We start from the raw sequence: 16,638 nt of genomic DNA, 5'->3' as shown, positions 1-16,638 counted from the left end.
GTCAATTGCCTCCGCGCTGGGACTGCAGGTAGCCGTGGTACCAGGCGAGCACGCGATCCGTGATCACCTTGAAGAGAAGGGAGAGCAGCACGCCGAGCAGGCCCAGCAGGATGACGCCGCTCCACATCGCCGGGATGGCGAAGCTGCGCTGGAAGCTCACGATCGTGAAGCCGAGGCCGTCGACGGCCGTGAACATCTCGCTGATCACCATGAGGATGATCGCGATCGACAGCGCCTGCCGCGCGCCCGTGACGATCTGCGGGCTCGCGCCCGGCAGCACGAGCTGCGTGATGCGGCGCACGCCGCCGATCCGGTACGCCTTCGCGGTGTCGCGCAGCACGGGGTCCAGCCCGCGCACGCCCTCCACGGTGTTGAGCAGGATCGGCCACAGCGCGCCCATCGCGATGACCGCGATCCGCATCTCGTCGCCGATGCCGAGGAACAGCGTGAAGATCGGCACCAGGATGGGCGGCGGGATCGCGCGGAACAGCTCGAGCACCGGCTCGACGTAGGCGCGCAGGGCCCGCGAGGAGCCGATCGCGACGCCCAGCACGATGCCGACGACGAGCGCCGAGGCGTAGCCGAGGAACAGCCGGGTGAGGCCGGGCACCGTCTCGGTGATGATGGGCCAGTCGCTCCAGCTGTCGCCCGAGAACCAGAACTTGGCGTACTGCTCGAGGATCCTCGACAGCGGCGGGTTCAGGAAGTTGGTGGAGTTCGCGGAACCGAACCACCACGCCGCGAACAGGATCGCCGGCAGCGCGACGATCATGAGCACGCGCCACGCGATCCGCCGGGTGCCCGTCATGCCGCCACCTCCCCGCGGATCGAGGGATGCCAGAACAGCACGGAGCTCTCGAAGCGCCGGGCGAGCAGGTTGACGGCGAGGCCGAGCAGCGCCGCGACGAAGACGTAGGCGTACATGGAGGCGACGGCGCCGGACTGGCGCGCCACCTCGAGGCGGCCGCCGATGCCGTCGAAGCTGATGAGCAGCTCGCCGGTGACGGTGAGAATGAGGGCGACCGAGGCCGCGAGCCGCAGTCCCGTCATCGCGTAGGGCAGGGCGGTCGGCCAGACGACCGTGCGGATGCGCCGCCACAGTCCGAAGCGGTAGGAGCGCGCCGTGTCGGCGGCGACCGGGTCGACGTCCTGCACGCCCGCCATCACCTGGATGAGCACCTGCCAGAAGGCCGCGTAGACGACGAGGAAGATCGTGGATGCCATGCCGGTGCCGAGCAGCAGCACGGCGACCGGGAGGAGCGCCACCGACGGCACCGGCCGGAGGAACTCGATGGTGGATGCGGTGAACTCCCGCAGGAAGCGCACGGTGCCGAACAGCACGCCGAGCGCGATGCCCGCGAGGAGCGCGATGGCGAGGCCGGCGCCCCACGTCACGATCGTGTGCAGTAGGGCCAGCCAGAAGGCCGCATCCGAGGCCTGCCGCACGAGCGCGAGGAACACCTCCGACGCGGGCGGGGTGAAGCGCGCGTCGACGACGCCGATCCGCGGCAGCAGTTCGGCCAGGAGGAGGAAGGTGGCCACCCCCGCCACGCCGAGCGCCCACGAGGGGACGCCCGGCGCGGCGGCGCGGCGGCTGAGCCGGAGATCGGTCACTTGATGACGGCGCTCACGTCGATCGGATCGGTGACGAGGCCGTACTTCAGCGCGAGGTCGGCGAGCAGCTGGAACGAGTCCGAGGTGAACTCGGAGCTGAACCGCGGCATCACCATGGCCTCCTTCACGGCCGGGTCGATCTCGGTGTACTCGTCGAGGGCGGCCCGGGTCTCGTCGGGGTTCGCCTCGGCGTACTCGAGCGACTTGTTCATCGCGGAGATGAACGCGTCGACGAGGTCGGGGTCGGATGCGATGAGCTGGTCGCTCGTGAAGTACGACGCGATCATGAGGTTCGGGTCGGTCTCGGCGTAGTTCCACGACACGACGCGGGCACCGGCCTGCAGGGCGCGGGTGAGGTGCGGCTCGAGGATCCACGCGGCGTCGACCTGGTGGTCGGCGATCGCGGCCGGCATGTCGGGGAAGCCCATCTCGACGAACTGCAGGCTCGACGGGTCGCCGCCGTCCTGCTCGACCACGTTGCGCACGGTCGAGTCGCCGATGTTGTTGAGCGTGTTGACGGCGACGGTGTGACCGGCGAGGTCGGCGGCGGACTGGATGTCGGAGTCGGCGGGCACGACGACGGCGGCGAAGTCGGGCTCGGCGCCCGTCGTGAAGTTGCCGGCGGCGATGGCCTTGATCGGCACGTCGTTGGTGCGGGCGAGCATGAGCGAGGTCAGGTTCGAGAAGCCGAACTGGTACTCGCCCGACACGACCGCGGGCACGATGGCCGCGCCGCCCTGGGCGAGCTCGAGGGTGACGTCGAGGCCCTCCTCCTCGAAGAAGCCCTTCTGCACCCCCAGATAGATGGGTGCGACGTCGACGATGGGGATGACGCCGACGGTGACGGCGGTCAGTTCGCCGTCGTCGGGGGCGGTGGTGTCTCCGGGCGTGGTGCTGGGGCCCGAGCAACCCGCCAGGGCGAGGGCGGCAGCCGCACCGAGCGCGACCACCGACAGGGACTTGCGCATTCTGTTCTCCTTTGAACGGACGCCGACGCGACATCGACGCCGATGTGGTGCAGGGATCGAACGCGCGGTCTGGGTCCCGGAGGACCACACCCGGTGACCGCTATGCGAACGAGTGTGCAGTAAGCGAACATACCGGGGCGCGGCTCATCGGTCAACGACCGACGCCGGATCGTGACCCCGCGCGATGCCGGTAGACTCTCCGTGGCTCCCCGCGTGGCGCCACCCAGGCCAACTCCCCCAGGGCGGAAACGCAGCAAGGGTAACCCGGCTCTGGCGGGTGCGCGGGGGGTCCTTCAGGAGGATTCGCCTAGTGGCCTATGGCGCACGCTTGGAAAGCGTGTTGGGTGAAAGCCCTCGGGGGTTCGAATCCCCCATCCTCCGCCGATGTGACGAGCGGGTCGCCCGAAGGGTGGCCCGCTCGTCACATGTCTGGGCGCCCACAAGCAGGGCGAAACCGCCGCGTCGCTCCGACACACCGCCCGGACGCCTTATCGACCCTGCTTTCGGGACGTCGGTCGCGCGACAACACCCACGAGTGCGGCACGCACCCGCTCCGAATGCCACAGGACGTCCTCCGCGATCACCCGGAGGGTCACGAAGCCCTGTGCGGCCGCGGCCAGATCCCGCCTGCGGTCTCGTCGCTGCGCGTCCCAATCGGAGTGGTACGCCTGGCTGTCGCACTCGATGATCAGCCAGCCGTCGACGAGGAAGTCGACCCTGCCCACCCCGTCGATCTGCACCTGGCAGTCGAAGTGCCAGCCGAGCGCACGCAGGATGAGTCGCACGAAGGTCTCCGGACCGGACTCTGCGCGCGCATCGATCAGCCGACGCAGTCGGCGATATCGCCGGGGCAGCGTCGCGAAGAGCTCGTCCAGGTCGTCGGCGGGAAGCAGTCCGAGGTGCAGTGCCGAGTCGATCGTCGCGACGGCGGCGCGCGGAGGCTGCGACAGCACCGCGTCATGGAGGGCGTCGATGACCTCGACGACGAGCGCGTCGGGGTGCGGGTTGCGGATGAGCGCGCGACGGGAGAGTCGATGCGGGCGCACGATCCGCGTCAATCGTGCCGCCGAGGGCGGCACGTGGACGTGGAGCCTGTCGGCGGCGAGAACGAACACCCCCGCCCGGCGCAGTGCGGACACCCCGGTCAACCGCCCTCGCATCCGTGCCGCGTCCCGACAGTCCTGGTCGAGGCTCGCGGGGCCGAAGGCACCCCGCCGCAGTCGCACGAGCTGGCCGCCTTCCTCGGCCGCTCGGATCCGCGCCCGCGACCACCCGAGCGCGACCAGCTCGCGCGATCGGATCAGGCGGGGGATGTCCTCCATGGCGACATGGTCGCGCCCCGCGCACCCGACGGATGCCGGGGTTGCCCGAACCGGGGAGAGAGGGACCCCGCGCTCCCCTGGGGAGGAGCACCCGAAAGCAGGAGCATTCGCACGCGAGCGCCCGCCACAAGCACTTGGTTCGGCCTTCGCCCTGCTTTCGGAGAGGGGCGGGGGCTAGTACCCCGACGTCGCTCGCACCCGGGCGAGCAGGGTGGCGCCGCCGCGGTCGAAGATGCGGCCGCCCCACACGATGCCGCCCCAGGCGGCGCCGGCGCCGATCGCGAGGCCCACGAGGAGCGCCGCCCAGGAGGCGAGCGGGCCGAGGCGCACGGCGGCCGCGATCGTGAGGGCGAGCGCGGGCAGTGTGAGCAGCCCCGCGAGCGCGGTGAGGCCGAAGAAGGCGAGACCCACGACGAAGCCCTGCCCCGGCACGCGTTTGAAGATGTTGTCGCCGGATGCCGGCACCGGGATCACGAGGAACGCCGAGCTCACGGCACAGATGCCGAGCCCCGCGAGCAGCGCCCCGAGGCTCGTGCCGAGCACGCCCGGCAGCAGCATCCAGTTCCCCGACAGTCCCACGGTGACGACGGCGATCACCACGACGAGCGGTCCACCCGCCGTGAGCGCGCCGAGCAGGCGCCCCGCGCGGTCGGCGCGCCCGCGGATGCCGGTGGCCAGCACGGTCGCGAAGGCCGTGCCGTCGAAGGCAACGTCGACGTACGGCACGAGCCCGAGCAGCACGGCGGGCAGCACGCCCGCGAAGGCGAACGGCGTCGAGGTGACGAGCCCGCCCGCCGCGAAGGCGAACAGCCCCGGCAGCAGCACGACGATGACGAGGTTGCGCAGGTAGCGCGGGTCGCCGAGCCAGTACTTGAGGCTGCGCGCCCAGGTGGCTCCGGTGCCGCCGGTCGGCAGGATGCCGAACCAGCCGAGCCGCCCGCCGCGCGCGGCGGTGCGCCGCGGCGGGGTGAGCACGGCGGCGCGCACGTTCCGCCGCCACAGCAGCCAGAGCGCCGCCACCGTGCCGACCGCGATCGCGAACTTGATCGCGGCCTCGCCGTACGCCCCGGCGGCGAGATCCCCCGGCACCGCCCACACGGCGCCGACCGGGGTCCACGAGATGCCGCCGACGACCGCCACGATGCGGTCGCCGAACTGCTCGCCCGCACCGCCCAGCAGCTCGAACAGACCCGTGAGGATCGGCCCGGTCATCACGAGCAGGCCGAACACGACGAGGGCGAAGGCGTTGCGCAGGCGTCCCGCGCGGGTCGTGAAAGAGGCGACCGTGCGCGAGACGAGCACGCAGCTGAGGGCGGCGAGCGGCAGGCACACGACCGCGGCGGCGAGCGCGACCGGCCACCGCACCCAGGCGATGAACCCCGCGAGCACGCCGACCCCCGTGACGATGCCCGGGACGCCGGCGAAACCGACCGCGGTGAGCGCCAGCATCACCTGCCGCGTGCTGAGCGGGAACGGCGCGAGCCGCGCCGCGTCGATCGTCGTGTCGACGCCGCCCGCGACGAGCGGTGCGACCGCCCAGCCGACGACGAGCAGCGCGCCGACGATCGTCATGACGAGCCGCACCCCGTCGAGTCCCACGCCCGGCAGCAGCACGAGGCCGAGCAGCGCCACGGAGAGCGCGCCGAGCGCCGCGAGCGCGCCGAACACGAAGCCGACGAGCTGCCAGGGGCTCGAGGCGAGCTGGTTGCCGAGGATGCGGAACCGCAGCCTCAGGACTGTCGCAACCACGCGGGACCCTCCGTGTGGGTGCGCCCGCCGACGAGTTCGAGGAAGCGATCCTGCAGGGTGGCGCCCGCGCGCACCTCGTCGACGGTGCCGGCGACGAGCACCCGGCCGGCCGCGATGATCGCGACGTGGTCGCACATCCGCTGCACGAGGTCCATCGAGTGCGACGAGACGATGACGGTGCCGCCGCTGGCCGTGTAGCCGCGCAGCACGTCCTCGATGTTGGCGGCCGAGACCGGGTCGACCGACTCGAAGGGCTCGTCGAGCACGAGCAGCCGCGGCGCGTGCACGAGCGCGCAGGCGAGGGCGATCTTCTTCGTCATGCCGGCCGAGTAGTCGGCGACGGGCGTGCCGGCGGCGGCCGTGAGGTCCATGAGCTCGAGCAGGTCGGCGGTGCGCCCGGCGAGCTCCTCGCGCGGCAAGCCGAACATCATCCCCGAGTAGGTGATGAGCTGCTCGCCCGTGAGGCGGTCGAAGAGGCGGATGCCGTCGGCGAGATTGCCGATCATCGCCTTCGCCGCGACGGGGTCGCTCCAGACGTCGACGCCGTGCACGGCGGCCGTTCCGGCATCCGGCCGGAGCAGCCCGGTCGCCATCGAGAGCGTCGTGGTCTTGCCGGCGCCGTTCGGGCCGACGAGGCCGTAGAACGAGCCGGTGGGCACGGTGAGGCTCAACCGGTCGACGGCGACCGTGTTCCCGAAGGCCTTGAGGAGCCCGGCGAGCTCGAGCGCGGGGACGGATGCGGTGGGCGCGGATGCCATCCCGCCACGCTAGCCGACGGCGCGCGCGGGCCGTCGGCGGCCTAGTCTGTGTGCGTGACCGAGGTGAGGGATGCGGGGCCGCGCGAGCGGGTGCGGGTGCGCCCCAAGTTCTCGCTGCTGAGCAACGCGCTCGCCTCGATCCTGCTGGGCACCACGCCGGTCTTCGGCGTCGTGTACTGGTTCGCCGCGTCGCGCGGCGGGCTCGAGTTCGCGGTGCTCGCCCACGCGGGCGTCGTGGTGGTGGGCCTGCTGCTGCTCTGGCGGCAGCTGCGCGTGTTCTGCGCGGTCACCGACACCGAGCTCATCGGCAACGGCATCTTCACACCGCTCGTGCGGGTGCCGCTCGCCGACATCGGCGAGGTGCTGCTCGTGCCCACCTACCTCGGTGCCGCCCCCGACCCCGTGTTGCAGCTGCTCGTCACCGACGGGTCCGGGCGCCGCGTGTTCCGGATGCGGGGCAACTTCTGGCACCGCGCCGACCTGCGCACCCTCGCCGCGGCGCTGCCGGTGCCGACCGAGCACGTCACGGAGCCCATGGCGCTCACCGACTTCTTCCGCAGCTATCCGGGCTCGGCCTACTGGTTCGAGAACCGGCGCCCCATGCAGGTGGCGATCGTCACGGTGACGCTGCTGCTGGTCCTCGCCGCGGCGGTGGCCATCATGGTCGCGCTCGATCTGCCGGTCCGGTTCCTGTGATGTCGGAGGCGAGCCCGGACACCCCGCCCCCGCGACGCCCCGTCGCCGTGACGCTCGCCGTCATCGTCGTGTACCTCGGTGCGATCCTGAGCGTCGTGCTGGGGGTGATCGTGCTGCTCGCCCGCTACGAGACCGATGACGATGCGGAGCGCCTGGTCGTGTCGCTGCTCGGCATCGGCATCGCGCTGTTCGGGCTGCTGGGGGTGTCGGTCGCGTCGGGGCTCGCCCGCGGCAGCCGTCTCTCCCAGTGGCTGCTGACGCTCTTCGCCGTCTCCCAGCTCGTGCTGCAGGGCATCGCGGTCACGGTCGACCGCGCGGTCGACGTCGTGACGGCGGTCGCGATCGGGCTCGAGGTGCTGCTGCTCGTGGCGCTCTGGCTGCCGACGAGCAGACGCTACATGCGCCGGTCCGTGCCCGCGACCTGATCCGGGCGGGCGCGACCCCGCCCGGTGCGCGCCCGGTACGGCCTCGCGGCGATCCAGCGGCGGTGCACGAAGCGCACGATCTCGAGCGCGCCGATCGTGAGCGCGATGACGACCACGATGAGGATCGCGGCGTCCTCGCCGGGGTCGACGAGCTGGAAGAACTCGGCCGCGAGCGGCACGGTGAACAGCACGACGAGGGCGATGAACATCGCGCCGATGACGAGGGTCTTGATGCGCGTGATGGGCCGCGACAGCACCGTGAGCACCCAGATGCCGACGACCGCGAGCACGATGGTCGAGCCGGTGCGCAGCTGGTCCTCGTCGATGCCGATCGCCATCGCGGCGCGCGTGTAGCTCGCGAGGGCGATGGCGATGACGAGCCCGGCGGGGATCGCGAAGCTGAGCGAGCGGCGCAGGAACCCGGGCACGTAGCGGGCGGCGTTCGGCAGCAGGGCGAGGAAGAACGCGGGGATGCCGATCGTGAGCCCGTCGGTGATCGACAGCTGCCGCGGCAGGAACGGGAACGGCAGGATCATGATGCCGAACAGCACCGCGAGGGCGGTCGCGTAGGCGGTCTTGGTGAGGAACAGCATCGAGACGCGCTCGATGTTGGCGATCACCTGGCGCCCCTCGGCGACCACGTCGGGCAGGTGCGAGAACTGCCCGTCGAGCAGCACGAGCCGGGCGACCGCCTTGGTGGCGGGCGAGCCCGTGTTCATCGCGATGCCGATGTCGGCCGTCTTGATGGCGAGCGCGTCGTTGACGCCGTCGCCCGTCATCGCGACGGTGTGGCCGCGAGCCTGCAGGGCCACCACCATCCGCTTCTTCTGCTCGGGGGTGACCCGGCCGAAGACGGTGTTGCGCTCGAGCACCTCGCCGAGCGCGTCGACGTCGTCGGGCAGCCGACGCGCGTCGAAGCCCTCGCCCGCGTCGACGCCCAGGTCGCGGGCGATGGCGGCGACGGTGCGCGGGTTGTCGCCCGAGATGACGCGCACGGCGACGCCCTGCTCGGCGAAGTAGGCGAGGGTCTGCGCGGCGTCGGGCCGCACCCGTTCGCGGAAGGTCAGCACCGTCACGGGCGTGAGCTCGGGCGGCAGCGCCTCGGCCTCGACCTCGGATGCCGTGAGCGGCTCGGCCGCGTGCGCGAGCACGAGCGTGCGCCGGCCGGTCTCGGCGAGCTCGGTCACCGTGCTCCCGAGCGGGGTCCCCGCGTCGGCGGCGGCGTCGCCGAACACCATCTCGGGGGCGCCGAGCACCCAGCTGCCGGCGGGCTCCCCGGGGCCGGCGGCGAAGCTGACGGCGCTCCACTTGCGGGCCGAGGAGAAGCCGATGCGCTCCGCCGCGGTCGCGGCACCGGCATCCGGATACGGCACCGCGAGGCAGCGGGCCGTCGCGTTGGCGGCGGGGTCGGCCCCGTACCAGGCGAGCACGCGCTCCCACCCGTCGACCGGCTCGAGCGGGTGCGCGGCGTCGAAGGCGATCTCGCCGCCCGTGAGGGTGCCGGTCTTGTCGAGGCAGATGACGTCGACGCGGGCGAGGCCCTCCACGGCGGGCAGCTCGTTGACGAGCACCTTGCGGCTCGCGAGCCGGGCGGCGCCGACGGCGAAGGCGATCGAGGTCATGAGCACGAGCCCGAGCGGCACCATCGCGGTGACGGAGGCGATCGTGTTGACGGCCGCCTGCACCCAGCCGCCGGTGCGCCAGGCGTCGACCCAGCCGCCCGCCACCTGCATCTGGGCGTTGAGCACGAGCAGGCCGATCGGGCCGATGCCCCACGCCACCCAGCCGAGCACCCGGTCGACGGAGCTGCGCAGCTCGCTCGCGACGAGCGAGAAGCGCTTCGCCTCGTTCGCGAAGCGGTTGGCGTAGGAGTCGGCGCCGACCCGCGTCACGCGCGCCTCGCCCTCCCCCGCGACGACGACCGAGCCGGAGAGCGCCTCGTCGCCGGGGGCTTTGTCGATCGGGTCGGATTCGCCGGTCAGCATCGACTCGTCGATCTGCAGCCCGCGGGCGTCCAGCACCTCGGCATCCGCCGGCACCTGGTCGCCGGCGCGCAGCACGAGCACGTCGTCCTGCACGATCTCGGCCGGGGCGAGCTCCTGCTCGGCGCCGTCGCGCCGCACGCGGGCCCGTGGGGCGTTGAGCAGCGCGAGGCGGTCGAGGGCGGCCTTCGCGCGGAACTCCTGCCAGCATCCGATGATCGCGTTCGAGATGGCGGCGAGCCCGAACAGGGCGTCCTGCCAGCGGCCGAGGATCAGCAGCAGCAGGAAGCAGCCGCCGACGATGCCGTTGAAGAGCGTGAAGACGTTGGACCGGACGATGCTGCCGATGCTGCGGCTCGTGTCGGCGCGGTAGTCGTTGCCGCGTCCGTCGGCGCGCCGCTCGGCGACCTCGGCGGCGGTGAGTCCGGATGGGGACGTCATGGCAGCGGCGGGATCCAGCGGCCGAGCACCGGGCTCTCGGGGGTCGAGGAGGGCAGCTCGGCGAAGCCGACGGCGGCGTAGAAGCCGCGGGCGGTCGTGTTGGCGGGGTCCATGGTGAGGTGCACGCCCGGGATGCCGGCGCGGGCGAGCGAGGGGATGAGCAGGTTCTCGATGAGGGCGCGGCCGTAGCCCTTGCCCTGCCCCTCCGGCAGCACGTCGATGTGCAGGTGGGCGGGGTACTCGTCGAGCTCCGGCACGAGCAGCACCGTCGGGTCGTAGCCGCGCCGGACGAGCTCCTCCTCCGCCGAGTAGGGCTCGTCGGGAGCCGGATAGCGCTCTGCGAACCACGGGCCCCAGTCCTCACGCCACCACGTCACGAACCGCCGCGTGCGCGGCACCGCCACGAGGTAGCCGAGCGGACCGTCGCCCTCGTCCACGACCCACGCCCACTCGGGCGCGAAGGTCACGTACGGCTCGAGGAACAGGTCGGGCAGCAGCTCATCGGTCGACCAGCGGCCCGTCGCATCCCCGCCGGCGGCACCGGTGAGCACGCAGATCTCGCGCAGGCGGTGCAGGTCGTCGGCGCGGTAGCGGCGCAACCCCTGGTTCTGCACGGCCGGCTCAGCGGGCCGTGCGATCGTCGAGGCCCCAGCTCTGGCCGTAGCCGCCCTCGGCCGCAGGCTTCGCCATGAGCTCGAGGAACGGGGTGGCGGGGAACGCCTCGGGGCCGAGCACGCCCGTGCCCGACCACACGCCGGTCGCGAGCAGTTCGAGCGCGATGACCGGGTTGAGGGCGGTCTGCCACACGACGCACTGGCTCTCGTACTCGGCCATCGTCCACTCGTTGTCGGAGACGTGGTAGAGGTACACCTCGCGCGGGGAGCCGTCGGTGCCCGTGCCGGTGACCCAGAGCCCCGCGCAGGTCTTGCCCGTCATGCGGGGCCCGATCGTGGCGGGGTCGGGCAGGGCCGCGGCGACCACGTCGCGGGGCGCCACCTCGACGGGGCCGTTCGCGCTGCGCACGCGCAGGGGCGTCGTCTTGTCGAGGCCGAGCAGGTTCAGGGTCTTCAGCACACCGATGAACTCGTCGCCCAGGCCGTACTTGAAGGTGACGCGCTTCGCGTCCACCCAGCGCGGCATGAGGAGCACCTCCTCGTGCTCGACGTTGACGCACTCGACCGCACCGATGCCCTCGGGGAACTCGAACACCTCGGGCTCCGAGAACGGCGGCGTCGTGTACCAGCCGCGGTCCTTCTCCCAGATCACGGGCGGGTTGAGGCACTCCTCGATCGTGGTCCAGATCGAGAACGAGGGGGCGAAGATCTCGTTGCCCGCCTCGTCGCGCACGACGAGGTTGGCGCCGTCGCGCGTGCCGAGCTCGTCGATCTCGCTGAACAGCTCGTCGGCGGCGTAGCGGGCGAACACATCCGAGAGCCCGGGTTCGACGCCCATGCCGACGAGCGCGAGGCGGCCCGCCTGCTCCCAGTCGGACGCCTGCGCGAACTGGTCGTCGCCGAGCTTGACGCCCGTCTCGCTGTAGGGGTTGTCGGGGTCGGGCTCCGAGAGGCTCATGGCCATGTCGAGGTAGTCGGCACCCGCCGCGAGCGCCCCCGCGAAGATGGTCGGCACGAACTTCGGCTCGACCGCGTTCATGACGTGCGTCGCGCCGTGCTCGCGCGCGACAGCGGCCACGTTCTCGGGGTCGGATGCGTCGATCCGGGCCGCGACGAACCGCTCGCCCTGCGGGCCGTGCTTCGCCTCGATCCACGCGATCGTGCGCTCGGCACGGGCGACGTCGTAGTCGCTCACGACGATCGTCTCGAAGAAGTCGCGGCGTGCGGCGATCTTGGCGATCGCGTCGCCCACGCCACCCGCGCCCACCAGGAGGATTCTCATGCCCCGAGGCTAGCGCGCGGCAATGGGCACCGCTCCCCCTTCCCCGCTTCGCCGCGGCGCGAATACCTTCGGCCCGACGCGAGCCTCGCGCCACCACTCCTCCCCCCGATCTCCCCCAAGGAGCAGCAATGAAGAGAATCGCCGCGGCGCTCATCGCCGCCGTCATGCTCATCGCCCTTCCCGCAGCGCCGGCGCTCGCCGCCGCGCCCGCCTGGCCCACGGTCAGCCATGGCCAGAGCGGAACCAACGTGAAGGCGGTGCAGCTCCTGCTGACCGCCCGCGGCTACGCGACCGACGTCGACGGCCAGTTCGGGCCGGCCACCAAGGCCAAGACGGTCGCCTTCCAGAAGGCGAAGTCGCTCAGCGCCGACGGCATCGTCGGGCCCAAGACCTGGGCGAAGCTGACGGCCGTGACCGTGCGTCAGGGCGACGACGGCAACGACGTCAAGGCCGTGCAGACCCTCCTCAACAAGTACGGCTACGGCCTCACCGTCGACGGCTCGTTCGGCCCGCTCACGGCATCCGCGGTCCGCGGCTTCCAGCAGTCGAAGGGCATCACGGTCGACGGCATCGTCGGGCCGCAGACGTGGCAGTACCTCGCCGGCGGGTCGACCAGCAGCACGCCGCCCACCCCGACGAACTGCTCGAGCGTGACCGGCCCCGCGCCGCAGAGCGACACGACCACCATCACCGTCGCGGGCTACACCTTCCGCGTGCACAAGTGCCTCGCCACCAACGCCAAGAAGCTGCTCACCGCCGCCGACAACGCGGGCCACACGCTCGGCGGATGGTCGTACCGCTCCTACGAGCAGCAGGTGTCCCTGCGTCGCCAGAACTGCGGCACCAGCTACTACGCGATCTACCAGATGCCGTCGAGCCAGTGCTCGCCGCACACCGCGATCCCCGGCAACTCGATGCACGAGCGCGGCCTCGCCCTCGACCTCAACTCCGACGGCAAGAGCCTCACGGACAGCGACTTCGCGTGGCTCAAGAAGAACGCGGCCAGCTACGGGTTCAAGAACTACGCGCCGGAGCCGTGGCACTGGAGCACGAACGGCAACTGACCGTCCGAGCCACGGACGCTCCTCCCGGCGGCGAACGCGCCGTCGGGAGGAGCGTCTCAGCGTGCGAGGGGCTCGCGGCGCAGCTTCGGCAGCAGCAGGCAGTACACGAGCACCGCGACCGCGGCGCCGAGGAGCGCGCCGCCGAGGGTGTCGCTCAGCCAGTGGGCGCCCAGGTAGGTGCGGCTGAGCGCCATCGCGATCACGTAGACGACGCCCGCGACCCACACCCACGCGCGGTGCAGCAGCAGGCCGAGCGTCACGGCGATGACCGCGGCGTTGGTCACATGGCCGGAGGGGAAGGACCCGTTGTCGAGGGGCAGCAGGATCTCCTCCGGTCGGGCCCGACCGAAGGCGACCTTGAGCAGCTGGCATCCGAGGGCGGCCACCGCGGAGGCGAGCACGAAGGCGAGCGCCGACCAGGGCCGGTGGGCGAACACGAACGCCACGGCGACGCCGATCGGCACCACGAGGATCGCGAACCAGCCCCCGCCGAGCACGTCGAACACGCGCGAGACGAGCTCCCATCCGGTGCCGCGGTGGGCGACGATCTCGGCCATCCAGGCGAGGTCGAAGGCGGGCTCCTTGCCGCGCAGCGCGAGCACCATGCCGAGGCCCGCCACGAGCAGCACCGCCACGAGCGCGCCGACCACGTAGGGTCGGCGCCCCAGGCTCGCGTCGCTCATGCGCACACCGTATACCGATGGCCCCCATCCGGGGGGGTAGGCGCGAATCATGCCTCGAGCGGGGGCACGGTGCGCGGACGGACGACCGTCCACAGGGCGACGATCGCCACGAGCACCGCCACGACCATCACGCCCGCCATCGGCACCGCGTTCTGGATCGTGAACAGGCCGACGATGGGCGACACGATGCCCGCGACGCCGAAGTTCGCCGCCCCCAGCACGGATGCCGCGGTGCCCGCCTCGTGCCCGTGGCGCACGAGCGCGAGGGCCGAGATCGCCGGGAAGTTGAAGCCGCATCCGAGGATGAAGAACCACAGCGGCACGGCGATGCCGAAGAAGCCCGCGCCCGAGAGGTCGAGCACGACGATCGTCGCCGCCGAGACGAGCTGCAGCACCGTGGCACCCGCGACGATCCACTGCGGGCCGACGTTCTTCTGCAGGCGCGAGGAGCCCTGCACGCCCGCGATCACCGCGAGCGAGTTGACGCCGAACAGGAGGCCGTACTCCTGCGGGGAGAGCGAGTAGACGTCCTGGAAGAGGAACGACGAGCTCGAGAGGTAGGCGAACAGCGCCGAGAAGTTGGCGCCCGCGATGATGACCGCGCCCACGTAGATGCGGTCGCGGAACAGGGCGCCGTAGCGCTGGCCGACGGTCGAGTGGCCGCGCACGTGGCGGGCCGCCTCGGGCAGCGTCTCGCGCAGGAAGATCGCGTTCGCGACCAGCACGAGGCAGCCGAGCGCCGCGAGGAAGACGAAGAGCCCGCGCCAGTCGACCGCGAGCAGCAGCTGCGATCCGATGACCGGCGCGATGACGGGCGCGAGGCCCGAGACGAGCGCGAGGCGGCTCAGCATCCGCACGAGCGGGTAGCCGCCGAACAGGTCGCGCACCATCGCCATCGCGACGACGCCGCCGGCCGCGGCCCCCACCCCCTGGAAGATGCGCGCGATACCGAGCCACAGCAGGTCGGGCGCGAGCGCCGCGCCGAGGCAGGCGAGGATGTGCACGCCGGTGGCGACGAGCAGCGGGCTGCGGCGGCCGATCTGGTCGGAGAGCGGGCCGACGAACAGCTGGCCGAGCGCGAAGCCCACCATCGTGGCGGTGAGCGTGAGCTGCACGAGGGCGGTCGGTGCGTCGAGCTCGCGCTCGAGCGTCGGCAGGGCCGGCAGGTAGAGGTCGATCGTGAACGGTCCGAGGGCCGTGAGCGCACCCAGCACCAGGATGTAGGTGAGCCGCTCGGCGCGGGTGAGCGCGTCGCCGGGATGCGCGACCGCCGTCATGGGGCAGACCTCAGCTGTATCGAGGAGGGAAGGGAAGAGAGAAGCGGAGAAGGATCGCCTCTCCGCAGCCCCCATTCTATGTGACGTTTCAACCACACCTCGCGCCGACAGACCTCTTCGTTCGGGAGGATGACACGCCGCGCAGGCCCGGCGGAACGGGCCCGCAGCGGCGTGTCATCCTCCCGAACGAAGGGCCATCGACGGTCAGCCGCTCTGCCTGCGAGCGCCTGACGCGCGTCACCCCCCGAGCGTGAGCTCGACGGCCGTCCAGGAGACCGGCGGCAGCTCGATCGTGAGTCGTCCCGCCGAGATCGCAGCGCTGGAGTTCGGCGTGAGCCCCACGCGGTCCGGCTGCTCCCGGGTGTTGCGTGCGTCGAGGTCGGCATCGGTGAGGCTGTGGGCGGCGACGACCGAACTCGCCCCGATCGCCGCAGCGTCGACGGTGACAGCGACCGCGTCCGTGAGCGAACGATTCACGAGGAAGACCGCGGCGGCCCCTGACTCCTCGTCGCGGGTCGCGACGGCATCCACGAGCGGAACGTCTCCGTACTGCGCCGTCGGGTAGCTCGGAACGTCGAGCTCCAGACGAAGCGCCTCACCGCGCGCGAGGCGGGAGGTAGTGGCGAAGGGGAAGAAGGTGGTCTGCCTCCACGCGGCACCCCCCGGCTCGGTCATGATCGGCGCGATCACGTTCACGAGCTGCGCGAGCGAGGCGCTCGTCACCCGATCGGCGTGCTTGAGCAGCGAGATCATGAGGCTGCCGAACACCACCGCGTCCAGCACCGAGTAGTTGTCCTCGAGGATGCGCGGCGCGATTGGCCAGTTCTCGATCCCGGTGGCCTTGTCCTCGTCGTGGTACCGGTCGAGGTACCAGATATTCCACTCGTCGAAGGAGATCTCGATGCGCTTCTCGGCGCGGCGGGCGTCCCGCACCTCGTCGGCGGCGGCCACGACCTCCTCGATGAAGAGGTCCATGTCGACCCCGGAGGCGAGGAACCCAGCCCTGTCGCCGTCCTTCTCCGCGTAGTACGCGTGGCACGAGATGTAGTCGACATCGTCGTAGCTGTGGGCGAGCACCGTGCGCTCCCAGCTGCCGAAGGTGGACATGCCGCGCCCGGAGGAACCGCACACCACGAGCTGGATGCCGGGGTCGAGCTGCCGCATGGCGCTCGCGGTCTGTGCGGCGAGCTTGCCGTAGTCGTCGGCCGAGCGGTGACCCAGCTGCCACGGTCCGTCCATCTCGTTGCCGAGGCACCACATCCGCACCGCGAAGGGTTCGTCGCGGCCGTTGCTGCGGCGCAGCTCGCTCGTGGTCGTACCGCCCGGGATGTTGGCGTACTCGAGCAGGTCGAGCGCCTCCGCGACGCCCCGCGTGCCGAGGTTCACGGCGAGCATGAGCTCGGACCCCACCTTGTCGAGCCACGCCGAGAACTCGTGCAGCCCCACCTCGTTCGTCTCCGTCGAGTGCCAGGCCAGATCGAGTCGGCGCGGGCGCTGCTCGCGCGGACCGACCGAGTCCTCCCAGCGGAAGCCGGAGACGAAGTTGCCTCCCGGGTAGCGGATCGTCGTCACGCCGAGCTCCTGGACGAGGTCGATGACGTCCTGACGGAAGCCGTCCGCGTCGGCGGTCGGATGGCCGGGCTCGTAGATCCCGTCGTAGATGTGACGGCCGAGGTGCTCGACGAAGCCGCCGAACAGACGGCGGTCGATGGCGCCGATGCGTGCGCGGGGGCCGACGGTGAGGTGGGCGGAGATCACGGCGT

General features: G+C 71.6%; 15 protein-coding genes, 1 tRNA gene and 1 other RNA gene. 5 read left to right on the top strand and 12 right to left on the bottom strand.

Features of this window, described 5'->3' with window-relative positions; genetic code table 11:
* Position 1 precedes the first annotated feature (1 nt).
* From D7I47_RS08105 to D7I47_RS08095, 3 genes are read right to left on the bottom strand one after another with little or no spacing between them, the layout of a single operon-like run.
* Positions 2–808 (bottom strand): ABC transporter permease, encoded by an 807-nt coding sequence (locus D7I47_RS08105; RefSeq protein ID WP_120762565.1) that lies wholly within the window; start codon positions 806–808, stop codon positions 2–4.
* Positions 805–1,614, bottom strand: a complete 810-nt coding sequence (locus D7I47_RS08100; protein WP_120762564.1) for an ABC transporter permease — start codon at positions 1,612–1,614, stop codon at positions 805–807. The genes D7I47_RS08105 and D7I47_RS08100 overlap by 4 nt, the downstream gene beginning before the upstream one ends.
* Positions 1,611–2,582, bottom strand: a complete 972-nt coding sequence (locus tag D7I47_RS08095; protein ID WP_120762563.1) for an ABC transporter substrate-binding protein — start codon at positions 2,580–2,582, stop codon at positions 1,611–1,613. Before D7I47_RS08095 ends, D7I47_RS08100 begins: the two co-directional genes overlap by 4 nt.
* A 200-nt stretch (positions 2,583–2,782) precedes the next feature.
* Here D7I47_RS08095 and ffs point away from each other — a divergent pair.
* Positions 2,783–2,879: signal recognition particle sRNA small type (ffs, locus tag D7I47_RS08090), an RNA gene on the top strand.
* Positions 2,879–2,963: transfer RNA gene (locus tag D7I47_RS08085), tRNA-Ser, on the top strand. The genes ffs and D7I47_RS08085 overlap by 1 nt, the downstream gene beginning before the upstream one ends.
* A gap of 107 nt (positions 2,964–3,070) precedes the next feature.
* On the opposite strand, the gene D7I47_RS08080 is transcribed toward D7I47_RS08085, so the two are convergent.
* From D7I47_RS08080 to D7I47_RS08070, 3 genes are all read right to left on the bottom strand, one after another.
* Positions 3,071–3,904: a type IV toxin-antitoxin system AbiEi family antitoxin domain-containing protein gene (locus D7I47_RS08080; RefSeq protein WP_120762562.1), complete on the bottom strand. Its 834-nt coding sequence runs from the start codon at positions 3,902–3,904 to the stop codon at positions 3,071–3,073.
* 174 nt (positions 3,905–4,078) lie between these two features.
* A complete protein-coding gene (locus D7I47_RS08075) occupies positions 4,079–5,653 on the bottom strand; it encodes a hypothetical protein (protein WP_120762561.1) in 1,575 nt (524 codons plus the stop codon).
* Positions 5,635–6,411 (bottom strand): ABC transporter ATP-binding protein, encoded by a 777-nt coding sequence (locus tag D7I47_RS08070; RefSeq protein ID WP_120762560.1) that lies wholly within the window; start codon positions 6,409–6,411, stop codon positions 5,635–5,637. Before D7I47_RS08070 ends, D7I47_RS08075 begins: the two co-directional genes overlap by 19 nt.
* Before the next feature lie 54 nt (positions 6,412–6,465).
* Here D7I47_RS08070 and D7I47_RS08065 point away from each other — a divergent pair, with 54 nt between their 5' ends.
* Together D7I47_RS08065 and D7I47_RS08060 are read left to right on the top strand one after the other, a co-directional pair.
* Positions 6,466–7,107: a hypothetical protein gene (locus D7I47_RS08065; protein WP_120762559.1), complete on the top strand. Its 642-nt coding sequence runs from the start codon at positions 6,466–6,468 to the stop codon at positions 7,105–7,107.
* A complete protein-coding gene (locus D7I47_RS08060) occupies positions 7,107–7,532 on the top strand; it encodes a hypothetical protein (RefSeq protein WP_120762558.1) in 426 nt (141 codons plus the stop codon). Before D7I47_RS08065 ends, D7I47_RS08060 begins: the two co-directional genes overlap by 1 nt.
* Here the strand turns inward: D7I47_RS08060 and D7I47_RS08055 are convergent.
* Genes D7I47_RS08055 through D7I47_RS08045 form a run of 3 tightly spaced genes read right to left on the bottom strand, consistent with a single transcriptional unit; the run spans position 7,502 to position 11,851 of the window.
* The gene (locus D7I47_RS08055; RefSeq protein ID WP_120762557.1) at positions 7,502–9,955 is read right to left on the bottom strand and encodes an HAD-IC family P-type ATPase; all 2,454 of its coding nucleotides are present in this window, start codon (positions 9,953–9,955) and stop codon (positions 7,502–7,504) included. The genes D7I47_RS08060 and D7I47_RS08055 overlap by 31 nt on opposite strands.
* The gene (locus tag D7I47_RS08050; RefSeq protein WP_227000528.1) at positions 9,952–10,569 is read right to left on the bottom strand and encodes a GNAT family N-acetyltransferase; all 618 of its coding nucleotides are present in this window, start codon (positions 10,567–10,569) and stop codon (positions 9,952–9,954) included. Before D7I47_RS08050 ends, D7I47_RS08055 begins: the two co-directional genes overlap by 4 nt.
* 7 nt (positions 10,570–10,576) lie before the next feature.
* On the bottom strand, positions 10,577–11,851 hold the full coding sequence (locus tag D7I47_RS08045; RefSeq protein WP_120762556.1) for a saccharopine dehydrogenase family protein: 1,275 nt from the start codon (positions 11,849–11,851) through the stop codon (positions 10,577–10,579).
* A gap of 128 nt (positions 11,852–11,979) precedes the next feature.
* Between D7I47_RS08045 and D7I47_RS08040 the strand changes: the two genes are divergently transcribed.
* Positions 11,980–12,915: a peptidoglycan-binding protein gene (locus tag D7I47_RS08040; RefSeq protein ID WP_120762555.1), complete on the top strand. Its 936-nt coding sequence runs from the start codon at positions 11,980–11,982 to the stop codon at positions 12,913–12,915.
* A 56-nt stretch (positions 12,916–12,971) separates the two neighbouring features.
* Here D7I47_RS08040 and D7I47_RS08035 read toward each other — a convergent pair whose 3' ends face one another.
* From D7I47_RS08035 to arfA, 3 genes are all read right to left on the bottom strand, one after another.
* Positions 12,972–13,598, bottom strand: coding sequence for a phosphatase PAP2 family protein (locus D7I47_RS08035; RefSeq protein WP_120762554.1), 627 nt, complete (start codon positions 13,596–13,598; stop codon positions 12,972–12,974).
* 47 nt (positions 13,599–13,645) lie between these two features.
* Complete coding sequence (locus D7I47_RS08030; protein WP_120762553.1) at positions 13,646–14,875, bottom strand: multidrug effflux MFS transporter; 1,230 nt, start codon at positions 14,873–14,875, stop codon at positions 13,646–13,648.
* Positions 14,876–15,112: 237 nt separating this feature from the next.
* Positions 15,113–16,633: an arabinosylfuranosidase ArfA gene (gene arfA / locus D7I47_RS08025; RefSeq protein WP_120762552.1), complete on the bottom strand. Its 1,521-nt coding sequence runs from the start codon at positions 16,631–16,633 to the stop codon at positions 15,113–15,115.
* Positions 16,634–16,638 lie beyond the last annotated feature (5 nt).

This window comes from Protaetiibacter intestinalis, from assembly GCF_003627075.1.
Taxonomy (GTDB): domain Bacteria; phylum Actinomycetota; class Actinomycetes; order Actinomycetales; family Microbacteriaceae; genus Homoserinibacter; species Homoserinibacter intestinalis.
This window is presented reverse-complemented; position numbering and strand designations above follow the sequence as displayed.

Excerpts from the sequence above, each read along its gene's own strand:
- D7I47_RS08105 (WP_120762565.1), bottom strand. The coding sequence starts at position 808 with ATGACGGGCACCCGGCGGATCGCGTGGCGCGTGCTCATGATCGTCGCG.
- D7I47_RS08095 (WP_120762563.1), bottom strand. The coding sequence starts at position 2,582 with ATGCGCAAGTCCCTGTCGGTGGTCGCGCTCGGTGCGGCTGCCGCCCTC.
- D7I47_RS08080 (WP_120762562.1), bottom strand. The coding sequence starts at position 3,904 with ATGGAGGACATCCCCCGCCTGATCCGATCGCGCGAGCTGGTCGCGCTC.
- D7I47_RS08070 (WP_120762560.1), bottom strand. The coding sequence starts at position 6,411 with ATGGCATCCGCGCCCACCGCATCCGTCCCCGCGCTCGAGCTCGCCGGG.
- D7I47_RS08060 (WP_120762558.1), top strand. The coding sequence starts at position 7,107 with ATGTCGGAGGCGAGCCCGGACACCCCGCCCCCGCGACGCCCCGTCGCC.
- D7I47_RS08055 (WP_120762557.1), bottom strand. The coding sequence starts at position 9,955 with ATGACGTCCCCATCCGGACTCACCGCCGCCGAGGTCGCCGAGCGGCGC.
- D7I47_RS08045 (WP_120762556.1), bottom strand. The coding sequence starts at position 11,851 with ATGAGAATCCTCCTGGTGGGCGCGGGTGGCGTGGGCGACGCGATCGCC.
- D7I47_RS08040 (WP_120762555.1), top strand. The coding sequence starts at position 11,980 with ATGAAGAGAATCGCCGCGGCGCTCATCGCCGCCGTCATGCTCATCGCC.
- D7I47_RS08035 (WP_120762554.1), bottom strand. The coding sequence starts at position 13,598 with ATGAGCGACGCGAGCCTGGGGCGCCGACCCTACGTGGTCGGCGCGCTC.
- D7I47_RS08030 (WP_120762553.1), bottom strand. The coding sequence starts at position 14,875 with ATGACGGCGGTCGCGCATCCCGGCGACGCGCTCACCCGCGCCGAGCGG.